We start from the raw sequence: 26097 nt of genomic DNA, 5'->3' as shown, positions 1-26097 counted from the left end.
AGGGTTACCAATGAAAAAATGGTTAAAAAAGAAAAAATATAAATATCAGTTAGAAGAAGTATTTAAGAAAGCGAAGCTATATGATGAGCACATTACACGAGGTGGAAAGGTCCCCATTTATCCTACGATTCATGATGTTTACGAAGGAAAGGAAAGTGTACGGTACACTTTTACGCTACCTAATGGCGTTGATCCAGCCCAAATTCATAAGAAATGGTTCTGTTTTCAGCAGGTACTAGGTGAAAATCTCATGATTGAGGGGGATATAAAGAAGTTCGTACTCCATGTATTTCATTCTAATGCAAGTTTACAGCCTTACGGTTACAGTTATAAACAATGGCAACCATTATTGAGACAATATCGTCTTCCTGTGGTAGTAGGACGGGACCAATTCGGAAATGCAATTGTGTATGATATGGTGGATTCAAATACACCTCATTTACTGATTGCGGGAGAAACAGGAAGTGGAAAAAGTAGTATGGTGCGTGTGATTTTAGCCACATTAATTCAACATATGTCACCAGAGCATTTACATTTGTACCTGGGGGACTTAAAAAATTCAGAGTTTCATTTTTTTAGAAGAGTGAAGCATGTGAAGTATGTTTGCATGGAAGAACACGAAATGATAAGTATGTTATCAAAATTATGGAAAGAGGTATTGCATAGAAGAAAGATAATGGAAGAATATGAGCTGAGTCATATTGATGAATACAATCAAAGCACAAAAGATAAACCTTTACCCTATATTTTTATTGCTATTGATGAAGTAGCAATGCTAAAGGACGAAAAGGAATGTGTCACCATAATAGAAAAAATATCAGCTGTCGGCAGATCGCTTGGTATTTTCCTCATGCTAAGTATGCAACGTCCCGATGCAAAAATACTTGATGGTAAGTTAAAGCTCAATTTGACGGTAAGAATGGGCTTTAAATGTGCAGACTTAATTAACAGTAACATTGTGGGGACGCCTGGATCAGAAAATTTAAGTCAATCGGGCCAAATGATTTTAAAATTAGATGGTTTAAAAAAGGTGCAGGCTCCTTTTTTGGCATTGGACCAGGCAAAAGAAATCATAGAACCGTATCGTTTATCTAAAGGGCAAAGTGTACAAAAGGAAGAACAGGAGCATCGAGAAGATAAAATCTTTGGGGTGTTAGATGATGCTAACGAGTAGAGACAAGCAAATTATAGGCCATTTACAGCAATTTAGATGTATGTCACGTGATGATATTATTGATCTTCATTTTAGAAATGTGAAAAATGCAGTAACATGCTGTAATACTGTTACAAAGCGGTTAAGCCGCGAAGGGTATATTGATGTAGATACATCACAACGTCCATACGTGTATTTTCCTTATCCAAATACGATTCGTAAAGGAAGCCAAAAGATACGTCATTTTTTAGCGATTGTAGATGTATATAAGCAGTTATTACGAACCGAAAGACCGAAGATATTTCAAGTAGAACCTAAGTATAAGAAAGGATATATGGAACCCGATATATTTACCATTTGGCGTAAAAGCCCATTTTTTATAGAAGTCCAGAACTCCATTTATAATAAGGCTACGATCCAAACGAAAATAAAACGTTATGAATCGTATTTTCGTAGTATGGAATGGAAAAAAGAATCCTGGCAACCGAAACATAATATGGTATTCCCCTCACTTTTAATCCTTACTGACCTCAAATATCCAATCTCTAGTTCTAATTTCCGTATTTTTCAAGCACCCTCTATTCAGCATTTTCTTACACAAGTACAGCAACCTAAAGACATTTCGGTTCAAATAGGTTCAGTCAAAGCAAAATTATGAAAGCACAAGATACTGTTTCTTGTGCTTTTTACATATCCCAAAAATCATTAATTCTAGCGTGAGGATCAATTTTTCTAATAGTATGTAATAGTTTTTTCATGATTTCAGGTTTGGGGATATAATCTGTGTCTCTACATGCTTTACTAATTGTTTTTGTAGACACTTTAGATTTCTTTGCTAGCTCTTGTTGTTCAATTCCTTGCCGATCTAACCACTTTTTTAGTTTGGTCCTATTTTTGCGGAAAAACATTCTTCTCACTCCCATAGCTATAATTTTTTATTTACAATTATGGACAGGAATGAGAACTTACATACATCCCAATTTACCCTAAGGTAAATTAGAATGTAAAAAGGTTCGATTTATACATCATTCACACGAACGATTTATTGATAATTTCACTTGGAATGAGGTATACATACAATGCAAAGATTTGACTTACGCATCATACAACAAATCTTTGCAAAGCACTTTCCAAAGAAATTTAACTTAATCTGTGTCTAGAGAATATGAAAAAGGACTGTTTTGTTTTATTCGTATAAGATAAGTAAATGGAAAAGGAATAAATAGAAAGACTTTGGGCATATTACGTTTTGGGCATTGACTCAAAATTGTTATTGGAGTGGAAAAAATGATAGGTTTATTGGTTGTATTAGGTTGCACAATTATATTTTTTCTTTTAGCACAAATTCTCACTCCTTCATCTACTTATGATCCCAATACTGATTCACAACGGGCGAAATGCTCTAACAAATTAGAGAAGAGAGTATATGATGCATTGCGCTTCAAAGGTTATTATCCAATTGTGCAATATAAAGTACCGAATAAACGTTTTAAGTTAGATTTTGCTTTTTTTTCTCCAAATGGTTTAAAAATAGACGTAGAAATTGATGGACCTTTTCATCGAACGCCAGAAGGAGTCAAACGAGACAGTAGACGGGATAAATACATGAAAACAAACGGATGGAAAGTAATTCGTATTACTGACATTGCATTAAATAATGGGTTTGAAAAACAAATACTTTTGTTAGTGGCAACATTAAATGAAATAGGGATAGAACCTTCTAAGGAAACCGATTTTGTAATGTTAGAACAGGAATAAAGACGTATGATGAAAGTTACATCACACGTCTTTATTTTTTGAAAAGAGCCTAGACCAGAATCCTTGTTTTTGTTCTTGAGTGGATGCTATAAGTCTTTGTGATGATTCACGCATTTTATCAAAAGCTCGTTTTAAAGGTATATCAGTGCTATAGCACAAGGTGAATGCGTGGTTATTAAAGAATAAACTAAAGTAATGGGGAGACAGAAAAAGATACTTTAAGAATTAACAGAGTAATTAAATGGAATTAGGGATCCCTGTAACAAAGATCAAAATTAATATGTGATATAGTATCGATACAGGTACGATGAATCATTAAAGCGAAGACTAATAGAAAAGAATGTGGAGCTTCATGGGATTCCCTTGTAAGTATTAAGCAGAAATTGAGAGATGAAAAAATCTTGCTTGCAAGCATAATAAAAAGTGTACAATGGGTATTAAGGATTAGTAAAATGATAATGTGGTAAGAGTGTAGCGATACTATAATGGAGGTGGTTGAATGGAGAGAAAAGATGATGTTGTAAGTGAAGTGTACTTAAAAACAATTGATGTCTCCCGTATCACCAATCTAGCAGAAAGTACAATCAGAAAATATAGCTTAGAACTCGAAAAACAAGGCTATGAGTTTAATAAAGATGGCGATACAAGATTGTATCATACCGATGATGTAACGGTTTTTAATACTCTAAAAGAGATTAGAGAAAAAACTAAGGTTTCATTGAATCACGCTGTTAGTGTGTTGATGACACAGCAATCTCGTACGACACAGGGTGTAGCGCGTTCAGAAGTTGCTGTTACAAGGTCTCAGAGTGAAGAGGAGCAATACGCGCTACACTCTATATCGAGCGAAATTCGAAATTTCTTAGAGGATATCAAGACTGAGTTTATAAGTTTTCGAAAGGAACTTGAAATTGAACGTCAAGGCAATGATTTATTTAAACAAGAGCTTGAAGCAGAGCGTAAAAAAAATCAAGAATTAGAAAAGAAGCTGGATCTTATTATGACGGAATTAGAAAAACTTAATGCTAAAGCTGATATTTCTAACCAAGAACCCAAAAGGAAGAAACTATTTGGGATATTTTAAGTTTATACAAAACAAAAAGAGTTGCTCGTATGAGAGCAACTCTTTTTGTTTTAGAAATCTGGATCTTCTAAATCGTCTTCATCTAATGATCCTGTAATGTTAGTATTAGTTATTAATTGTCCCATTTGACCTACGTCTTTTAATAAATCGTCTGCCAGGGAATTATGGGTATTATCATCGCTTTGCATAAGAATAGCAGATACAGGAGCCACCTGGAGATCTGAAATGGTTTGTGTAATTTGTTTTATAGCGTTCATCATGTGTTCTTGATTTTTTGAGACTTTTAGAAGTTCTTTTTTTGCATCAAAGGGCTCTTTTTGTGCTAAGTCTTGTGCAACTAATTGAATAATATAAGTTGCAAGCTTTTTTGAGCGGGCCTTTTGTTCAAGGTGATTATAAACTTCTTCGCTCATATGATCTGTTCGAAGTCCAAAGACTGTTTGTTTCTCGGTCTTTTTAGTACGCCCCATAATGCGGCTCCTCCTTTCTGGCTATACTTATTTCTCTGTTTTTTGTAGCATTTCACCACGACTTTTTACTTCAAGACCATATAAATTTAATTTACGTGAATCTGGTAAGAAAATATGATTTGCTTGAGCAATTTCAGCTCCGTACATTTCTTCAATGACTTCATGAATGCTAGTTTCTAGTATTGGGGCAACACCACCGAAATAAACATATTTATAAACTTTATCAGCTGGTGCAGGCATTACATCTTGAATTTTTAAAATTAGAAACTTAGCAAACTCTTTTAAAGAAGAGCGAATTTTGTCCGTTAAATCTACACGCTGGCCAGTGTTTCCGTCAACTAATTCCATTTTTGGTTTTTGGAAATTGCTCACTATAAATGTTTCAAATGAACGTAAATCAGAGAATTTTTCTAAGAACTTTTCTTTTCTTAATTTTTCAATATGAGATAGATAAGATAATTTGTCTATCGGTTGCATTGAATCACGATTTTTAGGTGATTTTAAACCGGCTGGTGATAATACTAGATCAATCGTTCCGCCACCAATATCAACAAGTACTGTATCGTTGTTATCGAATTGTCTTGCTTCTTCACGATTTTCTAATTCAAAATTCTTTTTAATTGCTAAACGTGCAATTTCTCCTTCAATACGACAAGTTGCCTTTTCTATAGTTATTTTTAATGTTTTTTCCATTCCTGGTGTATGTATTGTAACTTCATGCTCTCCAGCAAATCGTTCTGCCATTGCATTTTGGGCTTCACTAAATTTGGCTGTTCGTTTCAGTAGCCATATAGGTAACATTGTTTGGAAATATTCAATTTCAACTGTATTGTCATCCGATTCGCGAGCTTCATTAATAGCATGATAGAAAGAAACAGCTGATAAAAACATTACGTAAGGGATAGGACTTGTAATTTTATCATGAAGTTTATTTACATGATTGTTAGCTAATGCATGTTTTGCAGCTTCGTCGCCAACTAAGAAGAATCGTTCAGTGTCTTCTCCTGGGATTGTTGTTGAAATAAGTAGGCGAGATAATAATTCTTTAGGATTAGTAATGGTTGCTACAAAATGAGAATCAGCTTCGTCTTTACTGATTTCTACAACGTTTGTAGGAGTTTCGATATAGAAACCATCAATTAAGTTCATATCAAGTGAGTTTCCAGAATCCTTATTCATCATAGTAATTTTCATTAACTATTCACTCCTTTAGTTATCTTGTTAACAATATAACATTTTTTCGTCTTTGTTGGAAGGTATTTTTCGGTATTAGTTAACAAAAGTAAAGTATTATTAGCCTTATATTTTTAAGGGTTTATCATGATTTATTTTTGCTATATTGCATTTATGTTAACTATAAAAAACATTGTTAACTTTTGTTTTAATGTATATGTATTCTTCACAAGATATATGTTTGTACCTGTAGGAAGTAAAAGCAAACCTTTCCTATCCAAAAGAGGTTTATTCTTTAAACAGTTGCTTTGATCAGCAATTGTATTAGTTGATTCAGCACTTATACCTAAAAATAAAGGGAAAATAGCATGATAAAACATTTTTACACCTTAGAATCACGTTATTATAAAGAAATTTGGTAGTCTTTAATTAGCCTTTAACTTAACCTCAAACTTAAGGGAGATGTATAGATGAACATTGGTAGACAAATACAATATTTTCGTAAACGGGATAATATGTCCCAAGAGAAGTTAGCAGAGAAGATTCATGTTTCCAGACAATCTATTTCTAATTGGGAAAATGAAAGAAACTATCCAGATATTCATAATTTACTAATGATGAGTATTCTCTTTAATGTCTCCCTGGATAATCTAGTTAAAGGAGATGTAAAGATCATGAAAGAAGAACTTCAAAAATCAACTTTCTTTAAGTGGAGTTACATCATGTTAGCATCAATGATTATACTTCCTATTTCTATTGCACCTGTATTTTACTTTTTTGGTTATTATGGTCTTATAATACCTTTGGTACTTACGATTTTGCTTATGTTTTCATTACAGCAAGTTGAAAACATAAAAAAAGAGCACAATTTAAAAACTTATCGTCAAATAGTTGATTTTATAGAGGGAAAACCTATAAGTGAAGTAAAGCCGAATATAAAAGACAAATTATTAAAAATAGGTTTGATGCTTGCAAGTGCTTTAATTAGTTATAGTTTGATTTATTTAGGATTGAGTGTATTTGGAAGATAACTTAAAAAACTATTAAAAGTCCTCCGGATTGTTTAACTGGAGGACTTTTGTGTTTACATAATTATCGTTAGCGGAAGTATAAGAAAATCACCTATGATGGTAGTCTATTTTTAAAATAGTAATGGAGTTAAATGTAATCATCTTAAAAGTGCATCTTAACAAGGCGCATTAAAATATGACGTTTTAATTTAACGCTTTTATGATTTCATCTACAAATATTTTATCGATTTCATGTCCTTGGTTCGTTTGTTCTGAATCCATAATTATTCCTTGTGATTTCTCTTTATCAATCCACAAATAGTATGTTTGAGTTGTTCCACTTAAAAAGTGAACATTTAATTTGAAATTTGGCTTGTGTGTACTGGATATATTTGAATGTGTATGCCCGATATGGGTGATAGCGTTCACGAATGCTCCAACATCTAATTGTTTTACGAATATGTAGGTTTTATCCCCCTCAACTTTAATATATTCAATAGACTTATCTTTTATGGAGTGTACTCCTTCACCGTCCTTCGCTGTATTATGAAGTATAATACCATCTTCTGACTGTTCACAATCTCTTAGCATATATGCTATATCATGTGTTTCTTGAGGAGTAACAAACTTATTACATATATCCTTTCTATAGTCGTTTTTGTACTTGTAAGTAAAAGTGAATTTTTCATTTTGATAAGTTACAGTTTGTAAAGTTGGTACTTTTGCTTCCTCGTCAGTTAAATAATTTTTAATTTGTATTTCATCATTTTTCTTATCTTTTACATTTTGAGAAAATGTTTCAAATCGTTCTAGGTTTCTAGATTTTTCTTTAGGTATATGTATAATAATCTCATTTTTGTTAGCTTCAGTGGATGCCTCTTCACCGCCATTACTACATGCAGTTAAAGCAGCGATCGATAAGCATAATCCTCCAACAATTAATGTTTTCTTCAAATTGAGTTCCTCCCTAAAAAATATTATAAATTTAATCATAACAATAAATCACTATTCTTATTAAAAAACTTAGTACCTCGAATAAGCTAAGTTTAGATCACATATCTCTAATCAGGTAATTAATAAACATGCATGTAAAGTTAACATAACGTCCTATTATCGGTAGCAAGAACAAAGGCGAATCCCTTCTGAGAGTAGGGATTCGCCTTTGTTCTTTTCTATAACGTTATGCATGATTTTATACATTCCTATTCTAAAGCGCCTTTTGGCTTCCCTATGTCTCCCTATTTTTTGCATAAAACTTTGTCTACTTTTAGCGTAGTTTTTTTCCGAAATGCTGGCGGTATCCCTAGAATGTGTCCCCTACTATGACAATTAGAGAAGTAATCACCCAAAAAAACCAAAGTTTAAACATTGGTTTTTTCATGCGTTTTTTCTCCTGAGAATACTTGTTGATTTAGGCAAACCAAAAGTACCCTTTCGAGTGCTCTCGTAATTAATTCTTAGATAAATCCACTTCATCTCTAAAATATATAAATGTATGATTTCTAGAACATAATAACAGATTAAGTTACATCATTTTTGTCATATTTTGTCGGATGTATAAAAAAGTCCCTAACAAATTGTTAAGGGGTGTGGCATTTACTCGCGATCTAGGGAGTCTACCCTAGCTGTGGATGATTAACTGCAAACGTTAGCAATGACATGAGCTTTCGTAGCAGTTAGACAAAGCGGATTATGGCACTTCTTTACACTAGTTAACACCTATCATACTAGTTCAATTTCACCAACCTAAAAAAGACCATCATTGCTGATAGCCTTTTTTAGGTAGTTTTAGAAAACGTAATTATAACACATGTATATTATGATTAACAAATAAGAGTTTTTCCTTAGAAACTATTACATAATTTATGTTTTTTTATACCATGCTTTATTAATACATTTAACCTTAGCAGATGCTGAAGATTTAGGTTTATCTAGTATAGCCATATTATTGAAACACCCTGTAATATTTAAACTCAATATAATTAATAAAAACAATAAAATTATTTTTTTCAAATCAATCACTTCTAACTCTGTTTTATCATCACTATTTTCATAAAACAAATATCATACTAATTTTACATTAAATTAAAGATAAAAAATATTCTTATATTTATGGGATTCTTTTTTTGTTCCTGATAATATTGTGTTAATTGAATATGGAAGGTGATTTAGTAAGAGTTTGAATATGTGAACCATTAGTTTACATGTATTATATTAATGGTTTCTTTATTGATTAGGGGTTTATATGTAATGATTTCTTAGAGGTGAATAATATGAATCTAGGTTCGCAATTGAAAAGGTTTCGTGAATCAAAAAGCTTTTCACAAGAAGAGGTGGCTCGAAAGGTTGGAGTGACTAGACAAGCTGTTTATAAATGGGAGAGCAATAAAAGTTATCCTGATATTGATAATTTGATTTTACTTAGTGAATTATATGAAGTAACAATTGATGAGTTAATAAAGGGATCAGAGGATGCTAGAGAGGAGTTAAATAAAAAAGATAAGGATGAGTGTGAAGATGATGAGGATGAAAATGATTTTGGCTTTTTTATAGGTATTGTTCTTATATTTATAGGCATTGAAGGAATTTCTTTATTTATAACTATATTGGGAATGCTGATAATGGTTTTTTATAGTGATGTAAAAAAGGCAATTATTACTGAATTTAAAATAAAAAGAAGACCAAACTAGAAAAATTCTAGTTTGGTCTTCTTTTTACTGCTGTTTATTCCAGAATTGAATGTATCTATGCAGGGCCTCAACGCTTTTTAATCCCAAAAACGCTTTAATTTCAATGGGCTTCATGCCATTCTGTAGGCATTTAGTATAAAACGGTTCCGTAGCATAGTTGGTGTTATATGGATTTCAGCTTGTTTCGCTTCTTTTTGTAACATGCGTTGTACAGCGATCCGAGTTAAAGCGGCGTGTTGATCGTTTTCATAGTCCCAGCGGAATGTTTGCGGGCCGTAATCAAAAGCCACAAAGAAGGGATCACCCGTTTGTTGGCGGGGCCCCAATAGAATGGCGCATTCCTTAATGGACTGCTGTCAATTTTAAGTAACTCTTGAACATCAGTAGGAGAATAAACTTTATCATGTTCTAGCGTCATAACGTTACACCTCCACTTTTTGTTATATAATTGATTAAAAGAATATACATAGGAGTGAGTTTATGGAACTTCAAAAACGTTTGGAGCTTATAGATCAATTAAAGACAGATGAACATATGAAGTTATTACTTGCTGGCATTAGGTCTATCGGTGGTTTAGATAAGCTATCTAGAGATTTGTGTAAACTGCATAAAGTAAAGAATGAGACAATAAATGAAAAAATTAGGAAATACAGTGGTAATTTAGTAGATGAATTTGAAACTATGTCGAATGATTTTTATGAGTCTGCTGTTAAAGAAGTTGTTGAATTTTTTGGTTCAAGATATGAAGATGATGACGAAGTTACAACCTATGTTTTTAATTATGGAAGAGGTCGATATGACATCGATAGTTTGATTGTAAAATTAAAATATTTGTACATTGAAATTGATCAAATACCTGAGGGATATGTGGGCTTATCTGCTAACAACGGTAAAGTAGTTCTTGTTCCTGAAAATGAATTTGATGCTATGTTTTTTGAGAATAAGAAGGAAAAATAGTATAAATTTAAGTTAACATTGCCCATCCTTCGGGGAATGTTAACCTTTATAGAACCAATAGCCGAAGGTTTTACGCATGGTGTGAGTCCCAATGGATTCTACACCGGCAAAATCTCCGGCTTTTTGTAGATGGAATACTTTTTTAACTCAATCTTATAAGTTGTAATTTTTATATGTTTTTGGTGCGAAATCTTTTGAGAAGTTTTGCACTTTTTATGGTATTTTATTGCCGTTTATTCCAAAATTGAACGTATCTATGCAGGGCCTCAACGCTTTTTAATCCCAAATATGCTTTAATTTCAATAGTTTTCATGCCATTCTGTAGCGCATTTAATATAAAACGGTTCCGTAGCATAGTAGGCGTGACATGAATTTCAGCGCGTTTCGCTTCTTTCTGTAGCATGCGTTGTACAGCGATTCGAGTTAAAGCGGCGGGCTGATCGTTTTCATAGTCCCAGCGGAATGTCTGCGGGCCGAAATCAAATGCTACAAAGAAGGGATCGCCTGTTTGTTGGCGTGGCCTTACAAGATTAGGAATCTTATTGTAATAGGATAAGGCAAGTTTTACATGCTCTTTTGAAAGAGTAATAGATCGCTTGTAGGCGTGTAGTCCTCCTGGGGTAATGGTATTCGTTCCAAAGTGTATATCATGCATGGATAACGTTAAAATGTCCTGGATAGATAGCCCATAGTCTAACATGAAGTGGATCAATAAAAGGTTACGTTCTAGAATAAACTTTCTTCCTGACGCCTGGTAGTCGGTTAACCCGTTATAACTACGCATGACGCGGAATAGCTTAGTAATTTCTTTGTCTGATGCAAAGTGTTTAGAAGTCAGTCCAGGAGGGGAGACGTCGCTTTTTAAATCCTGGGCCGCACCATGAAATTGTAAAAAGTTAATCAGAATGCCTCGTACACGTTTCACATTAGAAACCGACGCTCCACGTTCTTTTTTAAGCGCCTTTAAGTACCTATCTAATATATTTACATTAAAAGAGCAAAAAAACGATTCTGGAGGCAATTTGGCGTGTTTCTGAATCCAAGATGTAAAAAGTGTGAGATCGTAGCGGTATTGTTTAACTGTGGAGGATTTACGTCCATGTTTTAACAAATCAGAAAGGAAAACATCAACAGAAAGTTCCCAAGTCATGTTTATATACTCCTTTGCCCTAAAAATTGTGTACCTCAATTATATACGAGAACCATACAAACAAGCAATAGGGGATTCTAGGGCCAGGACATTGCGGGGCTATGCGGAGACATGTGGGCCTGGCTAGACAGGACGCGAGATTATGATATAGGGGGATATAGATGTGTTGGAATGAGCGGAAGGCGAATGATGGGCCGATGTTGAGGGAGGAGGATATGCGAGGAATGGGAATGGCCGCCGCCCGCCTACGTAGTTTTTTGAAAATCTGCCTGTCAACGGAATCTGATTCATAGCTGAATCAAGATACCCTTAACAGGAGAGCTTCGTTTTTCTTTTTCTTTATGCTTGTAGAATAAAGCTAGTGTTTATGTACAGTAACCTTAATTTGCACTTATGCCGAAATGATGCTGCGTTTCATCATGTATACATTACATAGACATCATATTTACATCACTTTGGGATAACATAGACATCAGTATTTTGGCTGTATGCTTAGTTAAAATTAAGATTGATAATAGATATACGATTATAATGATATGTAGGAATAGAAACGAATAAAGCTACTAATTAGTAATGTGTTTGTTCGGAAATAGGATGAATAACTGAAATACTGTATATTTATATATTAAGTGAAAAGAAGATTTTTATTTTCATATTTTAATCAATTTTGGGATGTTATGTAGAAGTTTATAAAAAAAAACTGCCGATATAGGAAACTCCTATAATTAAATCTTGTTTTAAAAAATTAAAACCATTAAATACATTAGGATTTATTTTTGCTCAATGAGCCTTACTCTCACAAGGGATTAGAAAATTTTTCTTATTTAATTACTGATTTAAAAGCAGGTTCAATTCGAGTTTAAATTTATAGTGGATTTGTTGTGAAAAACGCCCTTAATTTATAAAAGTATAATAGTTTGATAATATGTTTAATCTATTAAAATAAAGAAGGGCATGACAAAAAGCCTTGTTAGGTATGAATTTTTTGAACAAGGCTATAAAACAATTATTTTTTTGTAAAAAACGAGATTTACGCGTTTGGATCAAGCATCTTTTTGAATAAATCTAACGGGATTGTACTCTTATTTGATTTTCTCAATCCTATATTTCTTATGTTTTCTTGCGCTTGTTGCTGTCTACGCTTCCTATTTGCAGTTAACTGTTTTGTATAGATTTTCATGAAATGAGCGGGCGTACTTTCTTGTGATTTGTTTATCTCAAAAAACTGTACACAATCCTCAAAAGTCTTTCTTGCTTCCCAATCTACGTCTGGCGGCATACGCAATGCGATTGTATAAGCATCTTTTTCAGTAATATTTGTATCTTTACTTATGATATACATATAAAGTTTCTTTTGATCTTCGCTCATAAACTCATCCATTTCGCGGAATCGTAGTTCTAGCTTTTCACCCGATTTAGGGGCATTCATTGGCTGTTCTTTTACTTCTACTTCTTCATTTGTAGGAGCAACAGACTCCAATATATTTACTCCCTGGCATGTAGGTACAGTTGGCTTTTCGGTTTGATCTGTAGGTTTCTCCTGTTTTTTACTTAGTTTTTTAGATAGAAACTTTGTAAATGTAGAAAACATATCAATTGAAAACGCCCATTTTTGCTTAAAGTATTCAATGATTTTTAAATAATTGGTATTGAGGCTTAATATGTAAATAGATGGTGCCTTCTTACCATGACGTCTTGTTTTGATTTGATGGCATACCTCGAGGTCCTCTAACCACTTCAGAATAAAGTTGATGATCGGCACAGAAATACCCGACTTTTCACTGATTTGATTTTGTCTCATTTGAGAGTAGCCTTCTTGTACTAGGTAAGATAAAACAACTTCTAATGCCTTATAGCGGCGTGGTGTTTGTTCGAAGTATTCTTTAGTGGTTTTACCTTCATACTCGAACAGAATAATATCAATAGCTTTAATTACTTTTTTAACAGATTTATTGATAGCACCTGTACGAACATGAACAAGGTTTGGACTTAATTCTCGTTTTGCTGTACTTAGTAAAAAATTATTTAGTAGCATAAAAAAACCTCCTATTTTTCCACCACAAATAAACAGGAAAAACAGAGGTTTTATATTCACAATAGATATACGTTATGGTATAATTTTAGTATCAAGTTTGATACTAAAGAAAAACACATATAACTATAGTGTGAATTTAAAGCCCCTATCTCTTGGAGTTTTTAATTGGTTTGAGTTTGGCGACCTGATCCAATTAAAAACGTTGCGGTGGGGTTTTATTTTTTTATAATTAATGTTAAAAACTAATGACTAGGCTTTTGTTAAAATTATCTTGTTTAAAATTCATATCTTTAAGAACTATTTTACACATACTTTTTTTAAATATCAACTAGTAATAAGTTAGAAGTTACCAGCAAATACGAATAAAATTTTCTGAATATTAAGAAAATAATGTAGAAATACACAAAAATTCATACTGGAACGAAACTTTTTCTAATTTCTGTTAGAATATATTTACAGAAAATTCTTTTAATATATAAACCCTTTTGCATATTTATATATTAAAAGATGAGAGAGGGTGTGACAAGGGGTATGATTTTAGAAAAAATTCAAAAGGATTTAACTAATAGAGGTATTACAAATAGGCAGCTTGCTGATTTGTTAGATATTAGCCATTCTAAAGTGAATCAATCTATTTCAGGTAAAAGAGAATTTGACTTTTCTGTTTATGCAGAAATACTAAACATGTTATATCCCCATGATTATTCTTTTCGAAAGACAGAAGTGTTTAACTATTGTAACCAAGCTAAACGGAAAGTTAATTTAAGAGTAGCGTTTGAATATATAGACATGTGCGGTGAATTAGAATTATTAAATCATTTAATTGATCAAGAAAAACAATCAAATAATTTGTTGAATCGTAAATTTGCGAGTGCTTATGAATTACTTTATTTACGAAACGCAGATGAATTTAACCCGCGCGATTTTTTGAAATTGGTAAAGGGAGAAATGGGAAAGCAAAAAAATGCAGAGGATATAAGTAAAATTCCTATGGAGTTTGCTCTGATTTACGCTTTCTTTGATTCAAGAAGTTACAATTTAGTAAGTGCAAATATTGATGAGTTAAAGGTTGAAATTGAAAAAGTGAAAAATCCATTTTTAAAATCTTCATATGAATTAAGAACTATGGAGTTATTGGCCACATGTTTTCATAGGAATAATGAATTGGAGAGAGCAAGAGAATTATGTGATGATATGATTTCCAGAGATGGAAGAGTATCTTTACTTCCAAAGGCTACAGCCTATTGTATTATGGGTGAGACATATATATTAACGGACTACGAATTGTCTAAGTATTATTTAGACAAAGGGTTAAGTTTGGTGGTTTCACCAAGTAACCAAAAAATGCGTAAAAAACAACAAATGTTACAAACAACACTTGATTTTCTAAACATTCATTTTGAAAAGAATTTAGATCATATAAATCCTATAAATCCGACAGAAAGGGGGTATTTATACATAAAACAAAATATGAAACAAAAAGCAGATTCTCTTATGGAAGAAACTAAAAAACAAAATGGTTTTCTTACACCACTTCAACTTTTTGTTCAAGCTCTAGCAAGAGAAGATATGAGCTTAATGAGAGAAGCTTTATTGGCCTTTGAGCGAAATAATGATTTGTTCTATGCGGAACTTCCAAAAAATGTGTTAAAATAAATTCAGAGGTGGTTAAATATGAAGGGATGGGCAAAACGACTATATTTATTTGCCACGATAGCGGCTTTAACAGCACTTCCGATGCAAGGAAGTATCACTAAAATTTTACAATATATGGTAGACCCTGGCGGGGGAGCTGGGTGATTGATGTTAAAAATGACACTACAAAAGTAGTGTCATTTGTCGTTTAAGGAGTGGAACACTTGTTAGTGTGACATAAAGTTCCGTTCCACTTGTACATAAAAAATTTCGTAAAAGGGGTAATTAATTTATGAAAAAGAAGGATTTATGTAAACAAGTTGATTATGACTTTTTGGTGAAAGTATTGTCACAAACAGGTAATTATGTTGATTTGCATAGTAAATTACAGACTTATATTAAAGAAAATAGAAACTTTAAATCTAATATTAGACAAAAAGCTAATTAAAAAAGCAAAGAATTTATTTCTTTGTTTTTTTTAATTTATAACCTAGAAATTCCAGATATTCTAATAGTCCTTTTTCAATATCATTGCGTTCATCTTCTGGAAGATCGTCTAAGTCCTCATATAACTCTTTTGCTAAACGACTTATTTCATTTTTATTGACGTCATTATCGTTTCCTACTAAATAATCTACAGATACACCAAAATAGCGTGAAATTTTTACTAACATTTCATAACTGGGTTCATATCCAGAGTTTTCCCAATTCGATATAGTTGTTTGTGCAATTCCAAGTACTTTTCCAAGCGCGGTAGCACTAATGTTTTTCTTATTTCGTAACTCTCTCAATCTTTGTCCAAACATGGTTCCAACTCCTTTTTAACTTGTTTGATGTTAAAAAATATAAAAATTAACACGTTTAGTGTTGATTTTCGGCTTTAAGCCGAATACAATGTAATTAAGGGAAGGGAGGGTAAAAAATGCTAGCGTCAGAACAAAAAACCATTGTACGAGAATATAGGGAATCCAAAGGTTTAAGTATTAAGGAAGTTTCTAAAGGCGCTAAAATTCCAATTGGCACATTATATGATGTTGAAATTGGGAGAAGGAGTCTCAAAGATAACAAAGCTAAAAAAATAGCGGATTTCCTTGAAGTTCCGATTGAAAATCTTTTCAGACCAACATATTATCGTGCAATACCCATCACAGAATGAATAAACCTCATGTTATTGATTACATCTATTTTGTTCAATTCCTACTAAGTGTATTGTAAATGAAATTCGGCTAAAAGACGAAATAATTATGACTAAAGTATATTGTTCTATATTTAGAAAGGTAAAATTCTAAATATTCCGTCCTTTGAAAACTGAATAATCCTAAAGGAGCTGTAAAAAATGGTTTTGAAACGATCGTATCAAACACTACTACTCTTTACGAGTGTACTTTTATTTGTGATGAGCTTCTTGATTCCACTGAATCAAGCCAGTGCGGAGGTAATCGATCGAGAAAGATATCAGATGGATTGGGCCTATAGTCCGCAGTATGGGAAAGATGTTCGTACAGAGATTCTAAAGAACGCTAGTGGTCAAATCGCGTATTGTCTGGTATACGGTTTAAAATCCCCGAATGGAGAGGATTTACCTGAAGCGGGCAAAACAGATGATGTATCCTATCGCGTCTTAATGAATGGGTACCCACAGAAAACACCAGAAAATTTAGGGGTTTCCACTTGGCAAGAAGCTCACTATGCAACGCAATTAGCTCTTTGGAATGCACTTGGCCAGATTTCCGTTGATGAATTACAATTCAAAAATGCGGCTGTTCAAAAAGCGGCTAAAAACATTATTCATGCGGCAAATCAAAGCTAGGACACACAAGATGTCTGGATGAATGTCATTCCAACGGACAAACAAGAAGCGCAATTAAACGGTGAATATTTCGAAACAACAACATACACCGTTCAAACAAATGCAAAAAAAGGTACATTCCAAGTACAAATGAACAATGCACCACAAGGAACACGTGTTGTCACAGAACAAGGTGAAGGGAAAGAAACGTTTCAACTAGGAGAAAAGTTCCGTATCCAAGTACCAAAATCCTCTAAGAGTAGTGAACTATCTCTAAAAGTCGTTTCAAATCTAACAAATGTTCATGCAGTTGTATATAAAGGAACAAGTACAATTCAAGATGCTACTGTATTATTAGAGCGCAGTACAGAACAAGTAAGCACAGACTTACAAGTATTTTGGAAAGCGAATGGCGCTTTAAAAGTGATGAAAGTGGATGAAAACAAAAAGCCACTACCAGGCGCAGCATTTGAAATCGCAAACAGCAATCAACAAGTTATGGGAACGATTACAGCTGATAAAAACGGCATCGCTGAAATGGGTAACTTAGAACTTGGCACATATACTGTAAAAGAAGTAAAAGCACCTGTTGGATATGTGCTAGATGCTACACCAAAGCCTTTTGAAGTGAAAACAGGTGAAGTTGCTGTTGTTGAAATGAAAAATGTACAAATCAAAGGCAATATTGAAATTAAAAAGGTAAGTGACACAGGCAAGATTCTCCCAGGCGTTGAATTTACAGTATTTACGCCAGAAGGAAAGGCAGTCACAAAAGTAACAACAAATCAAGAAGGGATTGCGAAAGTAAATTCTCTTCCATTTGGAAAGTATTACTTCCAGGAAACGAAAGGATTAGAAGGTTACTTATTAAATCAAACAAAGTATCCTTTTGAATTAAAAGAACATAATCAAACACTTTCGTTTGAAGTGAAAAACGATCAAGTAAAAGGAAATGTACAGCTCGTAAAAGTAGATGAAGATGGAAAAACGAAATTAGAAGGTGCTGTTTTTATTCTAGCTGATGAAAAAGGAAAGAAGATCAGTGAGCATAAGACAGACAAAAACGGGTTAATCAAAATTGATAATATCCCATTTGGAAAGTACCAATTCATTGAAAAGACATCACCAGCGGGCTATGTGCTGGTAAAAGAGCCGATTCCGTTTAGCATCACTGAAAACGGGAAAACAATTGAGCTAATTGCAAAGAATACGAAGATTAGAGGATCAATTGAAATTACAAAAGTAGACGTAGCCGATGGAAATAACAAGCTACCAGGTGCAGAGTTTACGATCTATAACGAGCAAGGCCAGGAAGTCGTGAAAGGAAAAACAAACGAACAAGGCATTGCGAAGTTCGAGAAACTCCCAGCAGGAAAGTACACATACAAAGAAACACTTGCACCACAAGGTTATGTGTCACATGAAGAAACATTCTCCTTTGAAATTAAAACGGATGGTGAAATTATTAAGCACATCGTAAAAAATAAAAAGATTGAGGGTAGCTTAGAAATTACAAAAGTAGACGTAGCCGATGGAAACAACAAGCTACCAGGTGCAGAATTTACGATCTATAACGAGCAAGGCCAGGAAGTTGTAAAAGGAAAAACAAACGAACAAGGCATTGCAAAGTTTGAGAAATTCCCAGCTGGTAAATACACATATAAAGAGACATTCGCACCAGAGGGATATTTAATCAATGAAGAAACATTCTCCTTTGAAATTAAAACAGATGGTGAGATTATCAAACATGTTGTAGCAGATCAGAAAAAAGAAGTTCCACCAACACCAGAAACGCCACAACCAGAGCAACCGGAACAACCACAACCACAGCCAGAGAAACCACAATCAGAGAAGCCACAAACACCACAGGTCATTGAAAAACCTGTACCAACACCAGAGAAACCACAACATATTGTAAAACAACCACAACCGATGAAAGAACAACCTAAGAAAGTAGAAAGTCATTTACCAACAACAGGCGGCAAAACTGAAAATCCATATTGGAAATGGATTGGTATTACATTTGTCGTTCTTGGTAGCATCCTAACTATTTACGCATTTAGAAAACGTAAGAATCAAGAAGTATAAAACACTCTCAACTGATAAGGGAGGGCGGGATCATGTGCATATTTGATGTACATTATCAAATCAATGATAGGAAATATACGAAATCATATTTACTTGCATTGGTGGAAGATGGGTTTCAGTTGCGAAAAAAAATCCAACATGTTCTGTTTCAAGAGCACCAACAAGAAATTAAGATTCTTTCTACAGATTTAGAGGAATTAGATTTAGTAGCTTTATAAAAAACTGATACGAATGGAAAGGTGAGATTGCTATGTGTGGAACGTTTATTGGAAGAAGTGCACAAATCCCAGCATTTATAAAACCAAAATGGTATGACATGAGTAAGTCAAATTCCATTTTCATAGAGAATGAAGGGAACAAAATGAATCCTCAATTTGTATTTGGAGAAGAAAATAGAAATATCCTGGTACGAGGTGGTACAGGAAAAGGAAAAACAGGTTTGATGAAGCAACTTCTTACCCTTGTCATGGCGGATAATCAACAAGCGACTGTCTTAGATGGGGATGGAGAGTATAAAGAATACGAAAAAATGGGTGCTCAAATTATCACTTTTACATCAAAGGATTCTTTTCCAAGCACAACCGAAATAGAAACATGCAAACAATCGGATGTCGTTATCATAGATGAAGGATTAAGGTTATATTCCAACAATCCAGAGGGATTCACAAACCTTTTAGAAGAACTAGAGGAACTGAATGTAAGAGTTTTTGTGAGTTTTCAAGCGATACCAGAAGAGTTATTACAAAAATTTGATGTGTATTTAGAATTAGACCCACTCATCGCTTAAAACTATACAACATTTCTATTTAACGATATAGAATGATAAAACAATACAGGAGGTTTTCTTATGAAACCAATTAAGCACATGCGAAGTAAACGCGGTTTTTATATTGGTAGAGTTCCACATACAACACATACACCTTCAACAAATAATCGTACAAAAGAATGGACGGGAAGAATGGGAAAGAGCATGATTTTCTCTTCCCTCTTAGTCACATTAGACCCCTATAAAAAAGCGCACAAATCATAATATTCATGGGAGGAAGCAAGATGGGAAAACAAGCGTATCAAAATCGTCAAGAATGCTGGGAAACGTTCTGGAAAGAACAAGTAACGGTAGATGGTGAATTAGATATCGAACAAGTGAAGCAAGAACTCTTCAACTATAAAACACTCTTAGATCAAATTAATCAACCTCAAAACGGGATCATGCAACCTCAAATCTTGATTCAATTAGCCGCAGAAGAACGCACAGAAAAGCATCGTGAAAAGCTATTCGCCCTTGCATAAGGCCATTTCAAGGATAGAAAGGAAGTGAAGAAGTGGCGCACAGCAAGATCGACAAAGAAATTGAAAACTTCATAGAAAAGAACTGGAAAATGCTCTTAGGTATAGGAGCTGTTGCATTTGTCTGGTTTTCTAAAGAAAAAATCCTTACAGAATTGATGAAGCTGGTGCCAACCGTAGTCGGTGTGTTTCGCGGGATTGCCTTACTGATCCTGTTAGGAATTGTTATACGGATTGTCTTACATGGCATCTATTTATATCTAGAAAAGAAGCGGTATCGATACGTATTATTCATTCCGCACATAGATGATGAGGTCACACCAGATAAACTAGGGCAAATGATTCGGCATGTACATGGTTCGGGTCGAAAGCCTTTAGAACGTCTGTTAAAAGGTCGCGATTGGTACCGCATGACGATGTATCGTCCAGAGGGAGAAAATGAGCGTGTTCGCTTTTATGTAGGTGGTCCAGAAGATAAAATCAAACAGGTTGTGCAAGCCATACAAAGCGCCTATACCCACAGTGAAATTTATACCGTCCAAAAGGAAGAAATGCCATTTCCAACAAGAAAAGCGGTAGGAGGACGGATGGTATTAAAGAGAAAGCGGCTAGATGCCACATTATCACTAGCACGATATACACGTGATGTATTACCGATGTTAGGAAGTGCAATGGAAGAAAAGACATGGATTGATGTTGCTTTTACACCAGATAACGGGTATCAGCTGACAAAAGGGATTCGAAAAGCAGAAAAGGCAATTCGAAAGAAGAAAAAGCATGGGCTAGATGCTTTTGAAAAAGAAGAAATTCGTGCATTAAATAAACGGTTTGCAAAAAATGAAGTGGCATTTCAAGTATCTGTTTCATTTGCAAGTGATTATTATCCTGGTGTACCTGTTATTAAGCATTTAGGACATATGGTAGCAAGTGTTATGGCAGACGTTAATGAGCTTAGGTACAGACGTTTTAGACGCAGTATGCCAGCTGTACCACATCCCGTATACGGGAAAATGATTTGGACTGGATCAGAGCTATTAAACTTATTCCATCTTCCGAATGTAACGGGTGATAAAAACAGCAAGACAGAGCGAAACATTTTGTATCTAGATAAAGGTGAAAACATGATACCAAATGATTTATTGGCCGAAGGCATTTCAATTGGCCATGTGATGCATCCCTATATCAAAGATCGATTAGTAAAAATCCGAGAAGACTTTTTCAAGAATCATGGCTACATTACGGGGAAAGTTGGGTCTGGTAAAAGTACCATTGCTATGAGATTGATGCAAAGTGTTATTGATAAATGGCTAGAAAATCCGAATGAAGCGGGTGGATTATCTTTATTTGATCCGACAGAAGATTTGGCATATGTCGCAATGAATCGACTATTGAAAGCGGAAAAGGATGGGAAACAGGTTGATTGGAGTAAAGTTCATTTTATTCGCTTTCGAAATACAGATCATCCGCCAGCCTTGAATTTATTTCATCGTTTTCCAAATGAAGATATCCAAACAGTGGTTGAATCCATTATGGAAATGATTAAGTTAATGATTCAAGGGCAAGCACAACAAACAGAACGATTACTAAGAGCGATTATTGGGACGTTACTTTGTGATAAGAGTCAAATTCATACCATTTTAAGTATCCCACTATTCATTAGTGACGAACTGTTTCGAACAAAAGTAATTGCCAATTTACAAGGGCCAGAACAAAAATATTACTCGCACTTTTGGAAATATGAAGTAGGAAGCGCATTAGAAGACAGCACACAGGCGATTTTAAACCGATTAGATATCTTTCGCAATACGCTGTATTTAAAGCGTATGTATGGGCAAACGGGCTTTTCCTTAGAGATTCGCAAATGGATGGATGAAGGACATCTTATCTTTTATGATTTAGCGGGCATGGGAAAAGAAGATACATTACTGACAGTCGGTTACATTTGTAACCAATATCACCGTATCGCCCAACAGCGGCCGCATGGTTCCAAACTACATTTAGGAGTGATAGATGAAGCGCATGACGTTCCAGTACCCGTTCTTCCTAAAATTATTGCGAAGGATCGGAAGCATGGATTCGGACTATGGGTGATTACACAGCAAGTTTCGGGACAGTTAGACAGAGAGCTTACAGACATGTTAACCGAGGCGGGCGGAAACTACTTTGTATGTAGGCAAGGTCATAATTCCGCGAAAACGTTAGAGGGCATTATGCAAAAGCAATTCCGTACAGAGTATTTACAGAACCTTCCTAACTTAGTTGTAGCGATTCAAACGCAAGATTATATCAGAGGTGAGGCAAAAAATGTGTGGTGCACAATACGTGTTCCACCATTAGACCGCTATCTACCAAATGGAAAAGCGGCGAATTATAAAAATGAAAAAGAAATTCACGCATCAAATGAATGGACCAGAGCAAAGATTCATTCTTTAGAGAAACAAAATGGGAAAGCAGGATTAGAAATCGACAAGGAAATTGATGAGTTCCTATATGGAAAAGGCAAGTATCAACAAGCCGAAAAAGTCAATTTAACCAAAGAAGAACCTGTTGTGACATCGGGTCTAGATGAATTAGAAGAAAAAATTTCTTCCCAGGAAGAAGTGAAAGAACCTGTTTCAGAAACACAACCAGTCGAACTCACACATCAAGCGCAAATTATCCCATTCCGAAAACAAGCTACGACAACAATAGAAGTAAAGAAAGAAGATAAGCCAGTAAAAGAGCCTGTTATAACAATCGAAAAAGAACAAACAGTATCAATCGAAACGGAAAATGTAGAAATAAAAGAAGATACATCACAAGAAGAAGTGAGCATTTTCGATATGTGGGAAAAGGAGTAAGAGGCATGGGAAACATTTTATTTCAAATTCCAGATGAACAACTATTCATGAGTTTGCATACACACATCTACTTGGATATTGAGTACATTCATCAAAAGGTGTATGTGGATTATACAAAAAAATCTGTAACAAATCGTTTATATAAGCTAGAGCAAGCGGGCTATATCCGTTACGAGTATTTACCTGTTACCTCACCACGAAACCAGAAACGAAAATTTGCGAAACCACAACGAATTTATACGTTAACTCCTGAAGGAGTCGAGATGGTTCGTGGGTTTCGAGGGGAAGTACATTGGAAAAATAGTTGGTCCAAACGTTCAGCATCCTTTGTGTATCACAGTTTAATGTTAGCGAAAATTGAATGTGCCATGACATTAATATCTAAACGAGAAGGAAAGTTGGAACTAAAGGAATGGATCAATGAACCGCGGGCAACGTTTCAATATGCAAAAGGAAAAAATCGTGTTATACGCCCAGATGGGGTTGCGGTAATTGGATTAAAAGAAGCAATCGATAAAAACATCGGTGTATTCATGGAAATGGAACGATCTTATGGATCAAAAGAAGTATTAGAAAAAAAGATTATCCGTTATAACGACTTCATGACGCAAGAAGGAAAAAAGGCAGACTATCGGATACATGCTGGTATGGGATATGAAATACCGATATGGCGCCTGGTATTTGTCGCAGGTAGTGAAAGTAGGGAAAAAGAATTGATTCGCTACCTAAAAGGTGTAAGTAGTCCAGAAATTCCAGTGTATATCACACTGTTTCAAGATATATTACAAGACCCATTCGGGAATATTTATCGGAATATTCAAAATCCAAAAGAGAAAGTGAGGTTCTAAGAATGTGTTTCGGTTTATTTTATCGATAAGCGCTAGTGTTTTTCTGTTAATTGTCTTTTCGGATTGGTTATTTGAAAGAGTACCAGGATCAAGAGAAGCCTGGGAAGTGGTAAAAAGTAAGGTGGTGGAAATTTACTATACGCAAGGATGGGAAGGCGTGTTACTTCTCTTCCTGGTGGTAGTGGGAATATGGAAGATGGCCGATAGTCGATCATAAGGGGGAGATAAACGATGTTTACACATAAAAACACTTATGAAAGAGGAAATGTGGGAGAAGTTGAAGCTCAATTTCTAGTGGAAATCTATGAGGGAATGGGTTGTGAGGAAGTATATGAGATTTGCTTATCTCAAACAGATGTATATATGCAAAAGTTTTATCTGATGGAAAACGGAAAAATTATCGAAATAGAAATTGGATTAGATACAGATGAATTGGAATGGAAGTGTGATGGGGTAGAGCTTACAAAAGAAAAAGCAATATTAGAAATCGAGCGTGAAATCAGCTGTTATGACATGTTCGAACAAGCGAGGATAGACAAAGGTTGGATGTTCAAAGAAAAAGCACGCAAGTTTCTTACAGCTTTAAGAGAAAGGGAGAGTGCGTGATGGACGAATTGGAAGGTTTGGAGTTTGTAAGGGCGTTTCGAGCTACAGATGGAGCGTCCTTTGAAGTAGGGAGAGATGAAGAAAAACGGTATGTAGTTCATGCTAGATTTCCCTATATCACAGGCAGTCAAACGAAACTCAACAATTTTATCAATTATGCAAGAGATGAAATAAAAGATGAATCAACAGCGGTTGGCATGGCGTCATTTGCTTATGATTGCTACGAACGATCTTTACGCCAGTACCGAAATTGAAGGGGGGATGAATATGTTTCAAAAGGTGAAACAGTGGTTTGCAAAAACATTTGAAAGTAAACAAGGGAAGGCAAGGAAAGCTACAAAGATTCCTTCCTATAAAGGCCGTTTAATTGGAAAATGGGCCTTTTGGCTCCTGTTCTGTTGGATGTTGATTGTATCCATCACAACCGTAGTAAAAGGAAAGGGAGATACACAAGCAAAGGCCAGCACCATTCCAAAAGAAGTCACACAAAAACAAAACCTTGCCTCGCGTCCAGAAGCGATTGAATTTGCGCGCGGGTTTGTAAAGGAATACTTTACGTGGCAAAGAGGGGATGAAGGCAAGAAGAAGCGTTCAGAGCGCTTACAGTTCTATATACCGAAAACACTTGATCCACAAGTTGGTTTAGATTTTGCAAGTATGCAATGGGATTCCAATTTTCTATACGCAACTGTATTAAAGGTAGATGAAGTCACAGGAAAGGAAGCTAACGTTATTTTTAAAGTGAAATACAAATTAAGCCGCATGAAAGCAGATAATAGCGGGCCAGAGGATAAGGAGGTGATCCAACAAGTGTCGGTTCCTGTTCAGTCAGATGGAAAGGCTTTTGTCATTAGTGGATTCCCTCAAATTGTAAAGGTACATGAAAAAGCAGAAGTACCAGAAGGGAAAGAAGAGAAAGACCGAGAGGAAGTCCATGAACTCGCTGTAAAAGAAGACATTCGAGAATTTCTACCAACTTTCTTTAAATCCTATACAACCGCAACACAAAAAGAACTCGCGTATGTTTTGGCCAATACGGATATTAAAGGGTTAGAAGGAGCCATGAAATTTGAAAATGTACTTTCCTCTAAGATTTATCCAGGAAAAACAAAAGGCACGTATGAGGTACAAACAGAGGTATCAATGATTGATCCGCATTCTGAAACGAAAATGAAAACAGGTTACACGTTGTTTGTAAAACAAGATGGAAAGCAATGGGTTGTAAAAGACTTAAAAACAAAATAGGAGAGGGGCATGTATATGTTCAATATAAATCATTTTGTGTTAGGGATCGGGTTGGAAGGATTTTTCGAAATGATGAAGACACAAGGAACATACGCATTATATTGTGCGTTTATCATTGTTATCTTGATCGTAGCGGCAAAGCGTGCATGGGGAAAAGCGATCACGTTAATTGTTGGCGGCGGGATTGTTGTATTCTTCATTAACAAACCAGATGCATTAAAAACAATTGGAACGTGGTTAGGCGGATTGTTTGGCGTCTAAGTAAGGGATGGAAAGGAA

At 34.7% G+C, this 26097-nt stretch carries 28 protein-coding genes and 2 pseudogenes; 22 read left to right on the top strand and 8 right to left on the bottom strand.

The window, feature by feature from the left end:
* Nucleotides 1-10: 10 nt before the first annotated feature.
* Both ILT06_RS29470 and ILT06_RS29465 read left to right on the top strand, forming a co-directional pair.
* Nucleotides 11-1174, top strand: a complete 1164-nt coding sequence (locus tag ILT06_RS29470; protein ID WP_222655810.1) for an FtsK/SpoIIIE domain-containing protein — start codon at nt 11-13, stop codon at nt 1172-1174.
* Nucleotides 1158-1811 carry a replication-relaxation family protein gene (locus tag ILT06_RS29465; RefSeq protein WP_222655809.1) on the top strand — a complete coding sequence of 218 codons (654 nt, stop codon included), beginning with the start codon at nt 1158-1160 and terminating at the stop codon, nt 1809-1811. The genes ILT06_RS29470 and ILT06_RS29465 overlap by 17 nt, the downstream gene beginning before the upstream one ends.
* 28 nt (nt 1812-1839) lie before the next feature.
* Here the strand turns inward: ILT06_RS29465 and ILT06_RS29460 are convergent, their stop codons facing one another.
* Entirely contained in the window at nt 1840-2061 is a 222-nt protein-coding gene (locus ILT06_RS29460) for a helix-turn-helix domain-containing protein (protein WP_000466107.1), read from the bottom strand.
* Nucleotides 2062-2440: 379 nt separating this feature from the next.
* On the opposite strand from ILT06_RS29460, the gene ILT06_RS29455 reads away from it, so the two are divergent.
* Together ILT06_RS29455 and ILT06_RS29450 are read left to right on the top strand one after the other, a co-directional pair.
* The gene (locus ILT06_RS29455) at nt 2441-2911 is read left to right on the top strand and encodes an endonuclease domain-containing protein (RefSeq protein ID WP_222655808.1); all 471 of its coding nucleotides are present in this window, start codon (nt 2441-2443) and stop codon (nt 2909-2911) included.
* 499 nt (nt 2912-3410) lie between these two features.
* A complete protein-coding gene (locus tag ILT06_RS29450; protein WP_222655807.1) occupies nt 3411-3995 on the top strand; it encodes a hypothetical protein in 585 nt (194 codons plus the stop codon).
* 50 nt (nt 3996-4045) lie between these two features.
* Here the strand turns inward: ILT06_RS29450 and ILT06_RS29445 are convergent, their stop codons facing one another.
* Nucleotides 4046-4465, bottom strand: coding sequence for a hypothetical protein (locus ILT06_RS29445; RefSeq protein ID WP_222655806.1), 420 nt, complete (start codon nt 4463-4465; stop codon nt 4046-4048).
* A gap of 27 nt (nt 4466-4492) precedes the next feature.
* On the bottom strand, nt 4493-5659 hold the full coding sequence (locus tag ILT06_RS29440; RefSeq protein ID WP_222655805.1) for a ParM/StbA family protein: 1167 nt from the start codon (nt 5657-5659) through the stop codon (nt 4493-4495).
* 449 nt (nt 5660-6108) lie between these two features.
* On the opposite strand from ILT06_RS29440, the gene ILT06_RS29435 reads away from it, so the two are divergent.
* Entirely contained in the window at nt 6109-6669 is a 561-nt protein-coding gene (locus ILT06_RS29435) for a helix-turn-helix domain-containing protein (protein WP_222655804.1), read from the top strand.
* A 183-nt stretch (nt 6670-6852) separates the two neighbouring features.
* Here the strand turns inward: ILT06_RS29435 and ILT06_RS29430 are convergent, their stop codons facing one another.
* Nucleotides 6853-7602 carry a YhfM domain-containing protein gene (locus ILT06_RS29430; protein ID WP_222655803.1) on the bottom strand — a complete coding sequence of 250 codons (750 nt, stop codon included), beginning with the start codon at nt 7600-7602 and terminating at the stop codon, nt 6853-6855.
* A gap of 1319 nt (nt 7603-8921) precedes the next feature.
* Here ILT06_RS29430 and ILT06_RS29425 point away from each other — a divergent pair.
* On the top strand, nt 8922-9338 hold the full coding sequence (locus ILT06_RS29425; protein WP_222655802.1) for a helix-turn-helix domain-containing protein: 417 nt from the start codon (nt 8922-8924) through the stop codon (nt 9336-9338).
* A 24-nt stretch (nt 9339-9362) separates the two neighbouring features.
* On the opposite strand, the pseudogene ILT06_RS29420 reads toward ILT06_RS29425, so the two are convergent.
* Nucleotides 9363-9667 (bottom strand): annotated as a pseudogene (locus ILT06_RS29420) (tyrosine-type recombinase/integrase); the annotation flags it as partial.
* 151 nt (nt 9668-9818) lie between these two features.
* Between ILT06_RS29420 and ILT06_RS29415 the strand changes: the two are divergent.
* A complete protein-coding gene (locus ILT06_RS29415) occupies nt 9819-10295 on the top strand; it encodes a hypothetical protein (protein ID WP_222655801.1) in 477 nt (158 codons plus the stop codon).
* Between the two features lie 223 nt (nt 10296-10518).
* On the opposite strand, the gene ILT06_RS29405 is transcribed toward ILT06_RS29415, so the two are convergent.
* Nucleotides 10519-11445 carry a tyrosine-type recombinase/integrase gene (locus ILT06_RS29405; RefSeq protein ID WP_222655800.1) on the bottom strand — a complete coding sequence of 309 codons (927 nt, stop codon included), beginning with the start codon at nt 11443-11445 and terminating at the stop codon, nt 10519-10521.
* 1030 nt (nt 11446-12475) lie between these two features.
* Nucleotides 12476-13480, bottom strand: coding sequence for a Replicase RepFR55 (locus tag ILT06_RS29400; protein WP_222655799.1), 1005 nt, complete (start codon nt 13478-13480; stop codon nt 12476-12478).
* A gap of 531 nt (nt 13481-14011) precedes the next feature.
* On the opposite strand from ILT06_RS29400, the gene ILT06_RS29395 reads away from it, so the two are divergent.
* The 3 genes from ILT06_RS29395 to ILT06_RS29390 all read left to right on the top strand — a co-directional run bounded on the left by ILT06_RS29395 (nt 14012) and on the right by ILT06_RS29390 (nt 15563).
* Nucleotides 14012-15136 (top strand): AimR family lysis-lysogeny pheromone receptor, encoded by a 1125-nt coding sequence (locus ILT06_RS29395; protein WP_222655798.1) that lies wholly within the window; start codon nt 14012-14014, stop codon nt 15134-15136.
* An 18-nt stretch (nt 15137-15154) separates the two neighbouring features.
* Nucleotides 15155-15280 (top strand): hypothetical protein, encoded by a 126-nt coding sequence (locus ILT06_RS32750; protein WP_261784577.1) that lies wholly within the window; start codon nt 15155-15157, stop codon nt 15278-15280.
* Nucleotides 15281-15407: 127 nt separating this feature from the next.
* Nucleotides 15408-15563, top strand: a complete 156-nt coding sequence (locus tag ILT06_RS29390; RefSeq protein WP_222655797.1) for a hypothetical protein — start codon at nt 15408-15410, stop codon at nt 15561-15563.
* 13 nt (nt 15564-15576) lie between these two features.
* On the opposite strand, the gene ILT06_RS29385 is transcribed toward ILT06_RS29390, so the two are convergent.
* Complete coding sequence (locus ILT06_RS29385; protein ID WP_222655796.1) at nt 15577-15921, bottom strand: helix-turn-helix domain-containing protein; 345 nt, start codon at nt 15919-15921, stop codon at nt 15577-15579.
* A gap of 116 nt (nt 15922-16037) precedes the next feature.
* On the opposite strand from ILT06_RS29385, the gene ILT06_RS29380 reads away from it, so the two are divergent.
* From ILT06_RS29380 to ILT06_RS29325, 12 genes and pseudogenes are all read left to right on the top strand, one after another.
* Nucleotides 16038-16271 carry a helix-turn-helix domain-containing protein gene (locus tag ILT06_RS29380; RefSeq protein WP_097982196.1) on the top strand — a complete coding sequence of 78 codons (234 nt, stop codon included), beginning with the start codon at nt 16038-16040 and terminating at the stop codon, nt 16269-16271.
* Nucleotides 16272-16451: 180 nt separating this feature from the next.
* Nucleotides 16452-18992: pseudogene (locus ILT06_RS29375) on the top strand (SpaA isopeptide-forming pilin-related protein).
* Between the two features lie 32 nt (nt 18993-19024).
* On the top strand, nt 19025-19210 hold the full coding sequence (locus ILT06_RS29370; RefSeq protein WP_222655795.1) for a hypothetical protein: 186 nt from the start codon (nt 19025-19027) through the stop codon (nt 19208-19210).
* Between the two features lie 32 nt (nt 19211-19242).
* Nucleotides 19243-19779: a type IV secretion system DNA-binding domain-containing protein gene (locus ILT06_RS29365; RefSeq protein ID WP_002013900.1), complete on the top strand. Its 537-nt coding sequence runs from the start codon at nt 19243-19245 to the stop codon at nt 19777-19779.
* 60 nt (nt 19780-19839) lie between these two features.
* Nucleotides 19840-20022, top strand: coding sequence for a hypothetical protein (locus ILT06_RS29360; protein WP_000802606.1), 183 nt, complete (start codon nt 19840-19842; stop codon nt 20020-20022).
* 20 nt (nt 20023-20042) lie between these two features.
* Nucleotides 20043-20282 carry a hypothetical protein gene (locus tag ILT06_RS29355; RefSeq protein WP_078205429.1) on the top strand — a complete coding sequence of 80 codons (240 nt, stop codon included), beginning with the start codon at nt 20043-20045 and terminating at the stop codon, nt 20280-20282.
* Between the two features lie 32 nt (nt 20283-20314).
* Entirely contained in the window at nt 20315-23119 is a 2805-nt protein-coding gene (locus ILT06_RS29350) for a type IV secretory system conjugative DNA transfer family protein (RefSeq protein WP_222655794.1), read from the top strand.
* Between the two features lie 5 nt (nt 23120-23124).
* Nucleotides 23125-23967 (top strand): replication-relaxation family protein, encoded by an 843-nt coding sequence (locus ILT06_RS29345; RefSeq protein ID WP_222655793.1) that lies wholly within the window; start codon nt 23125-23127, stop codon nt 23965-23967.
* Nucleotides 23968-24198: 231 nt separating this feature from the next.
* On the top strand, nt 24199-24573 hold the full coding sequence (locus tag ILT06_RS29340) for a hypothetical protein (protein ID WP_222655792.1): 375 nt from the start codon (nt 24199-24201) through the stop codon (nt 24571-24573).
* Nucleotides 24573-24827 (top strand): hypothetical protein, encoded by a 255-nt coding sequence (locus ILT06_RS29335; RefSeq protein ID WP_222655791.1) that lies wholly within the window; start codon nt 24573-24575, stop codon nt 24825-24827. The genes ILT06_RS29340 and ILT06_RS29335 overlap by 1 nt, the downstream gene beginning before the upstream one ends.
* Nucleotides 24828-24840: 13 nt before the next feature.
* Nucleotides 24841-25818, top strand: coding sequence for a conjugal transfer protein (locus ILT06_RS29330; protein WP_222655790.1), 978 nt, complete (start codon nt 24841-24843; stop codon nt 25816-25818).
* 9 nt (nt 25819-25827) lie between these two features.
* Complete coding sequence (locus ILT06_RS29325; RefSeq protein ID WP_000281809.1) at nt 25828-26079, top strand: TcpD family membrane protein; 252 nt, start codon at nt 25828-25830, stop codon at nt 26077-26079.
* Nucleotides 26080-26097 lie beyond the last annotated feature (18 nt).

The sequence above is a fragment of the Bacillus sp. 17RED48 genome, from assembly GCF_019837545.1.
In the GTDB taxonomy this organism is placed as follows: Bacteria; Bacillota; Bacilli; order Bacillales; family Bacillaceae_G; genus Bacillus_A; species Bacillus_A wiedmannii.
This window is presented reverse-complemented; position numbering and strand designations above follow the sequence as displayed.

What these genes read in the sequence shown, in the direction of transcription:
- ILT06_RS29470 (WP_222655810.1), top strand. Translation starts at nt 11, where the DNA reads ATGAAAAAATGGTTAAAAAAGAAAAAATATAAATATCAGTTAGAAGAA.
- ILT06_RS29465 (WP_222655809.1), top strand. Translation starts at nt 1,158, where the DNA reads ATGATGCTAACGAGTAGAGACAAGCAAATTATAGGCCATTTACAGCAA.
- ILT06_RS29460 (WP_000466107.1), bottom strand. Translation starts at nt 2,061, where the DNA reads ATGTTTTTCCGCAAAAATAGGACCAAACTAAAAAAGTGGTTAGATCGG.
- ILT06_RS29455 (WP_222655808.1), top strand. Translation starts at nt 2,441, where the DNA reads ATGATAGGTTTATTGGTTGTATTAGGTTGCACAATTATATTTTTTCTT.
- ILT06_RS29450 (WP_222655807.1), top strand. Translation starts at nt 3,411, where the DNA reads ATGGAGAGAAAAGATGATGTTGTAAGTGAAGTGTACTTAAAAACAATT.
- ILT06_RS29445 (WP_222655806.1), bottom strand. Translation starts at nt 4,465, where the DNA reads ATGGGGCGTACTAAAAAGACCGAGAAACAAACAGTCTTTGGACTTCGA.
- ILT06_RS29440 (WP_222655805.1), bottom strand. Translation starts at nt 5,659, where the DNA reads ATGAAAATTACTATGATGAATAAGGATTCTGGAAACTCACTTGATATG.
- ILT06_RS29435 (WP_222655804.1), top strand. Translation starts at nt 6,109, where the DNA reads ATGAACATTGGTAGACAAATACAATATTTTCGTAAACGGGATAATATG.
- ILT06_RS29425 (WP_222655802.1), top strand. Translation starts at nt 8,922, where the DNA reads ATGAATCTAGGTTCGCAATTGAAAAGGTTTCGTGAATCAAAAAGCTTT.
- ILT06_RS29415 (WP_222655801.1), top strand. Translation starts at nt 9,819, where the DNA reads ATGGAACTTCAAAAACGTTTGGAGCTTATAGATCAATTAAAGACAGAT.
- ILT06_RS29405 (WP_222655800.1), bottom strand. Translation starts at nt 11,445, where the DNA reads ATGACTTGGGAACTTTCTGTTGATGTTTTCCTTTCTGATTTGTTAAAA.
- ILT06_RS29400 (WP_222655799.1), bottom strand. Translation starts at nt 13,480, where the DNA reads ATGCTACTAAATAATTTTTTACTAAGTACAGCAAAACGAGAATTAAGT.
- ILT06_RS29395 (WP_222655798.1), top strand. Translation starts at nt 14,012, where the DNA reads ATGATTTTAGAAAAAATTCAAAAGGATTTAACTAATAGAGGTATTACA.
- ILT06_RS32750 (WP_261784577.1), top strand. Translation starts at nt 15,155, where the DNA reads ATGAAGGGATGGGCAAAACGACTATATTTATTTGCCACGATAGCGGCT.
- ILT06_RS29390 (WP_222655797.1), top strand. Translation starts at nt 15,408, where the DNA reads ATGAAAAAGAAGGATTTATGTAAACAAGTTGATTATGACTTTTTGGTG.
- ILT06_RS29385 (WP_222655796.1), bottom strand. Translation starts at nt 15,921, where the DNA reads ATGTTTGGACAAAGATTGAGAGAGTTACGAAATAAGAAAAACATTAGT.
- ILT06_RS29380 (WP_097982196.1), top strand. Translation starts at nt 16,038, where the DNA reads ATGCTAGCGTCAGAACAAAAAACCATTGTACGAGAATATAGGGAATCC.
- ILT06_RS29370 (WP_222655795.1), top strand. Translation starts at nt 19,025, where the DNA reads ATGTGCATATTTGATGTACATTATCAAATCAATGATAGGAAATATACG.
- ILT06_RS29365 (WP_002013900.1), top strand. Translation starts at nt 19,243, where the DNA reads ATGTGTGGAACGTTTATTGGAAGAAGTGCACAAATCCCAGCATTTATA.
- ILT06_RS29360 (WP_000802606.1), top strand. Translation starts at nt 19,840, where the DNA reads ATGAAACCAATTAAGCACATGCGAAGTAAACGCGGTTTTTATATTGGT.
- ILT06_RS29355 (WP_078205429.1), top strand. Translation starts at nt 20,043, where the DNA reads ATGGGAAAACAAGCGTATCAAAATCGTCAAGAATGCTGGGAAACGTTC.
- ILT06_RS29345 (WP_222655793.1), top strand. Translation starts at nt 23,125, where the DNA reads ATGGGAAACATTTTATTTCAAATTCCAGATGAACAACTATTCATGAGT.
- ILT06_RS29340 (WP_222655792.1), top strand. Translation starts at nt 24,199, where the DNA reads ATGTTTACACATAAAAACACTTATGAAAGAGGAAATGTGGGAGAAGTT.
- ILT06_RS29335 (WP_222655791.1), top strand. Translation starts at nt 24,573, where the DNA reads ATGGACGAATTGGAAGGTTTGGAGTTTGTAAGGGCGTTTCGAGCTACA.
- ILT06_RS29330 (WP_222655790.1), top strand. Translation starts at nt 24,841, where the DNA reads ATGTTTCAAAAGGTGAAACAGTGGTTTGCAAAAACATTTGAAAGTAAA.
- ILT06_RS29325 (WP_000281809.1), top strand. Translation starts at nt 25,828, where the DNA reads ATGTATATGTTCAATATAAATCATTTTGTGTTAGGGATCGGGTTGGAA.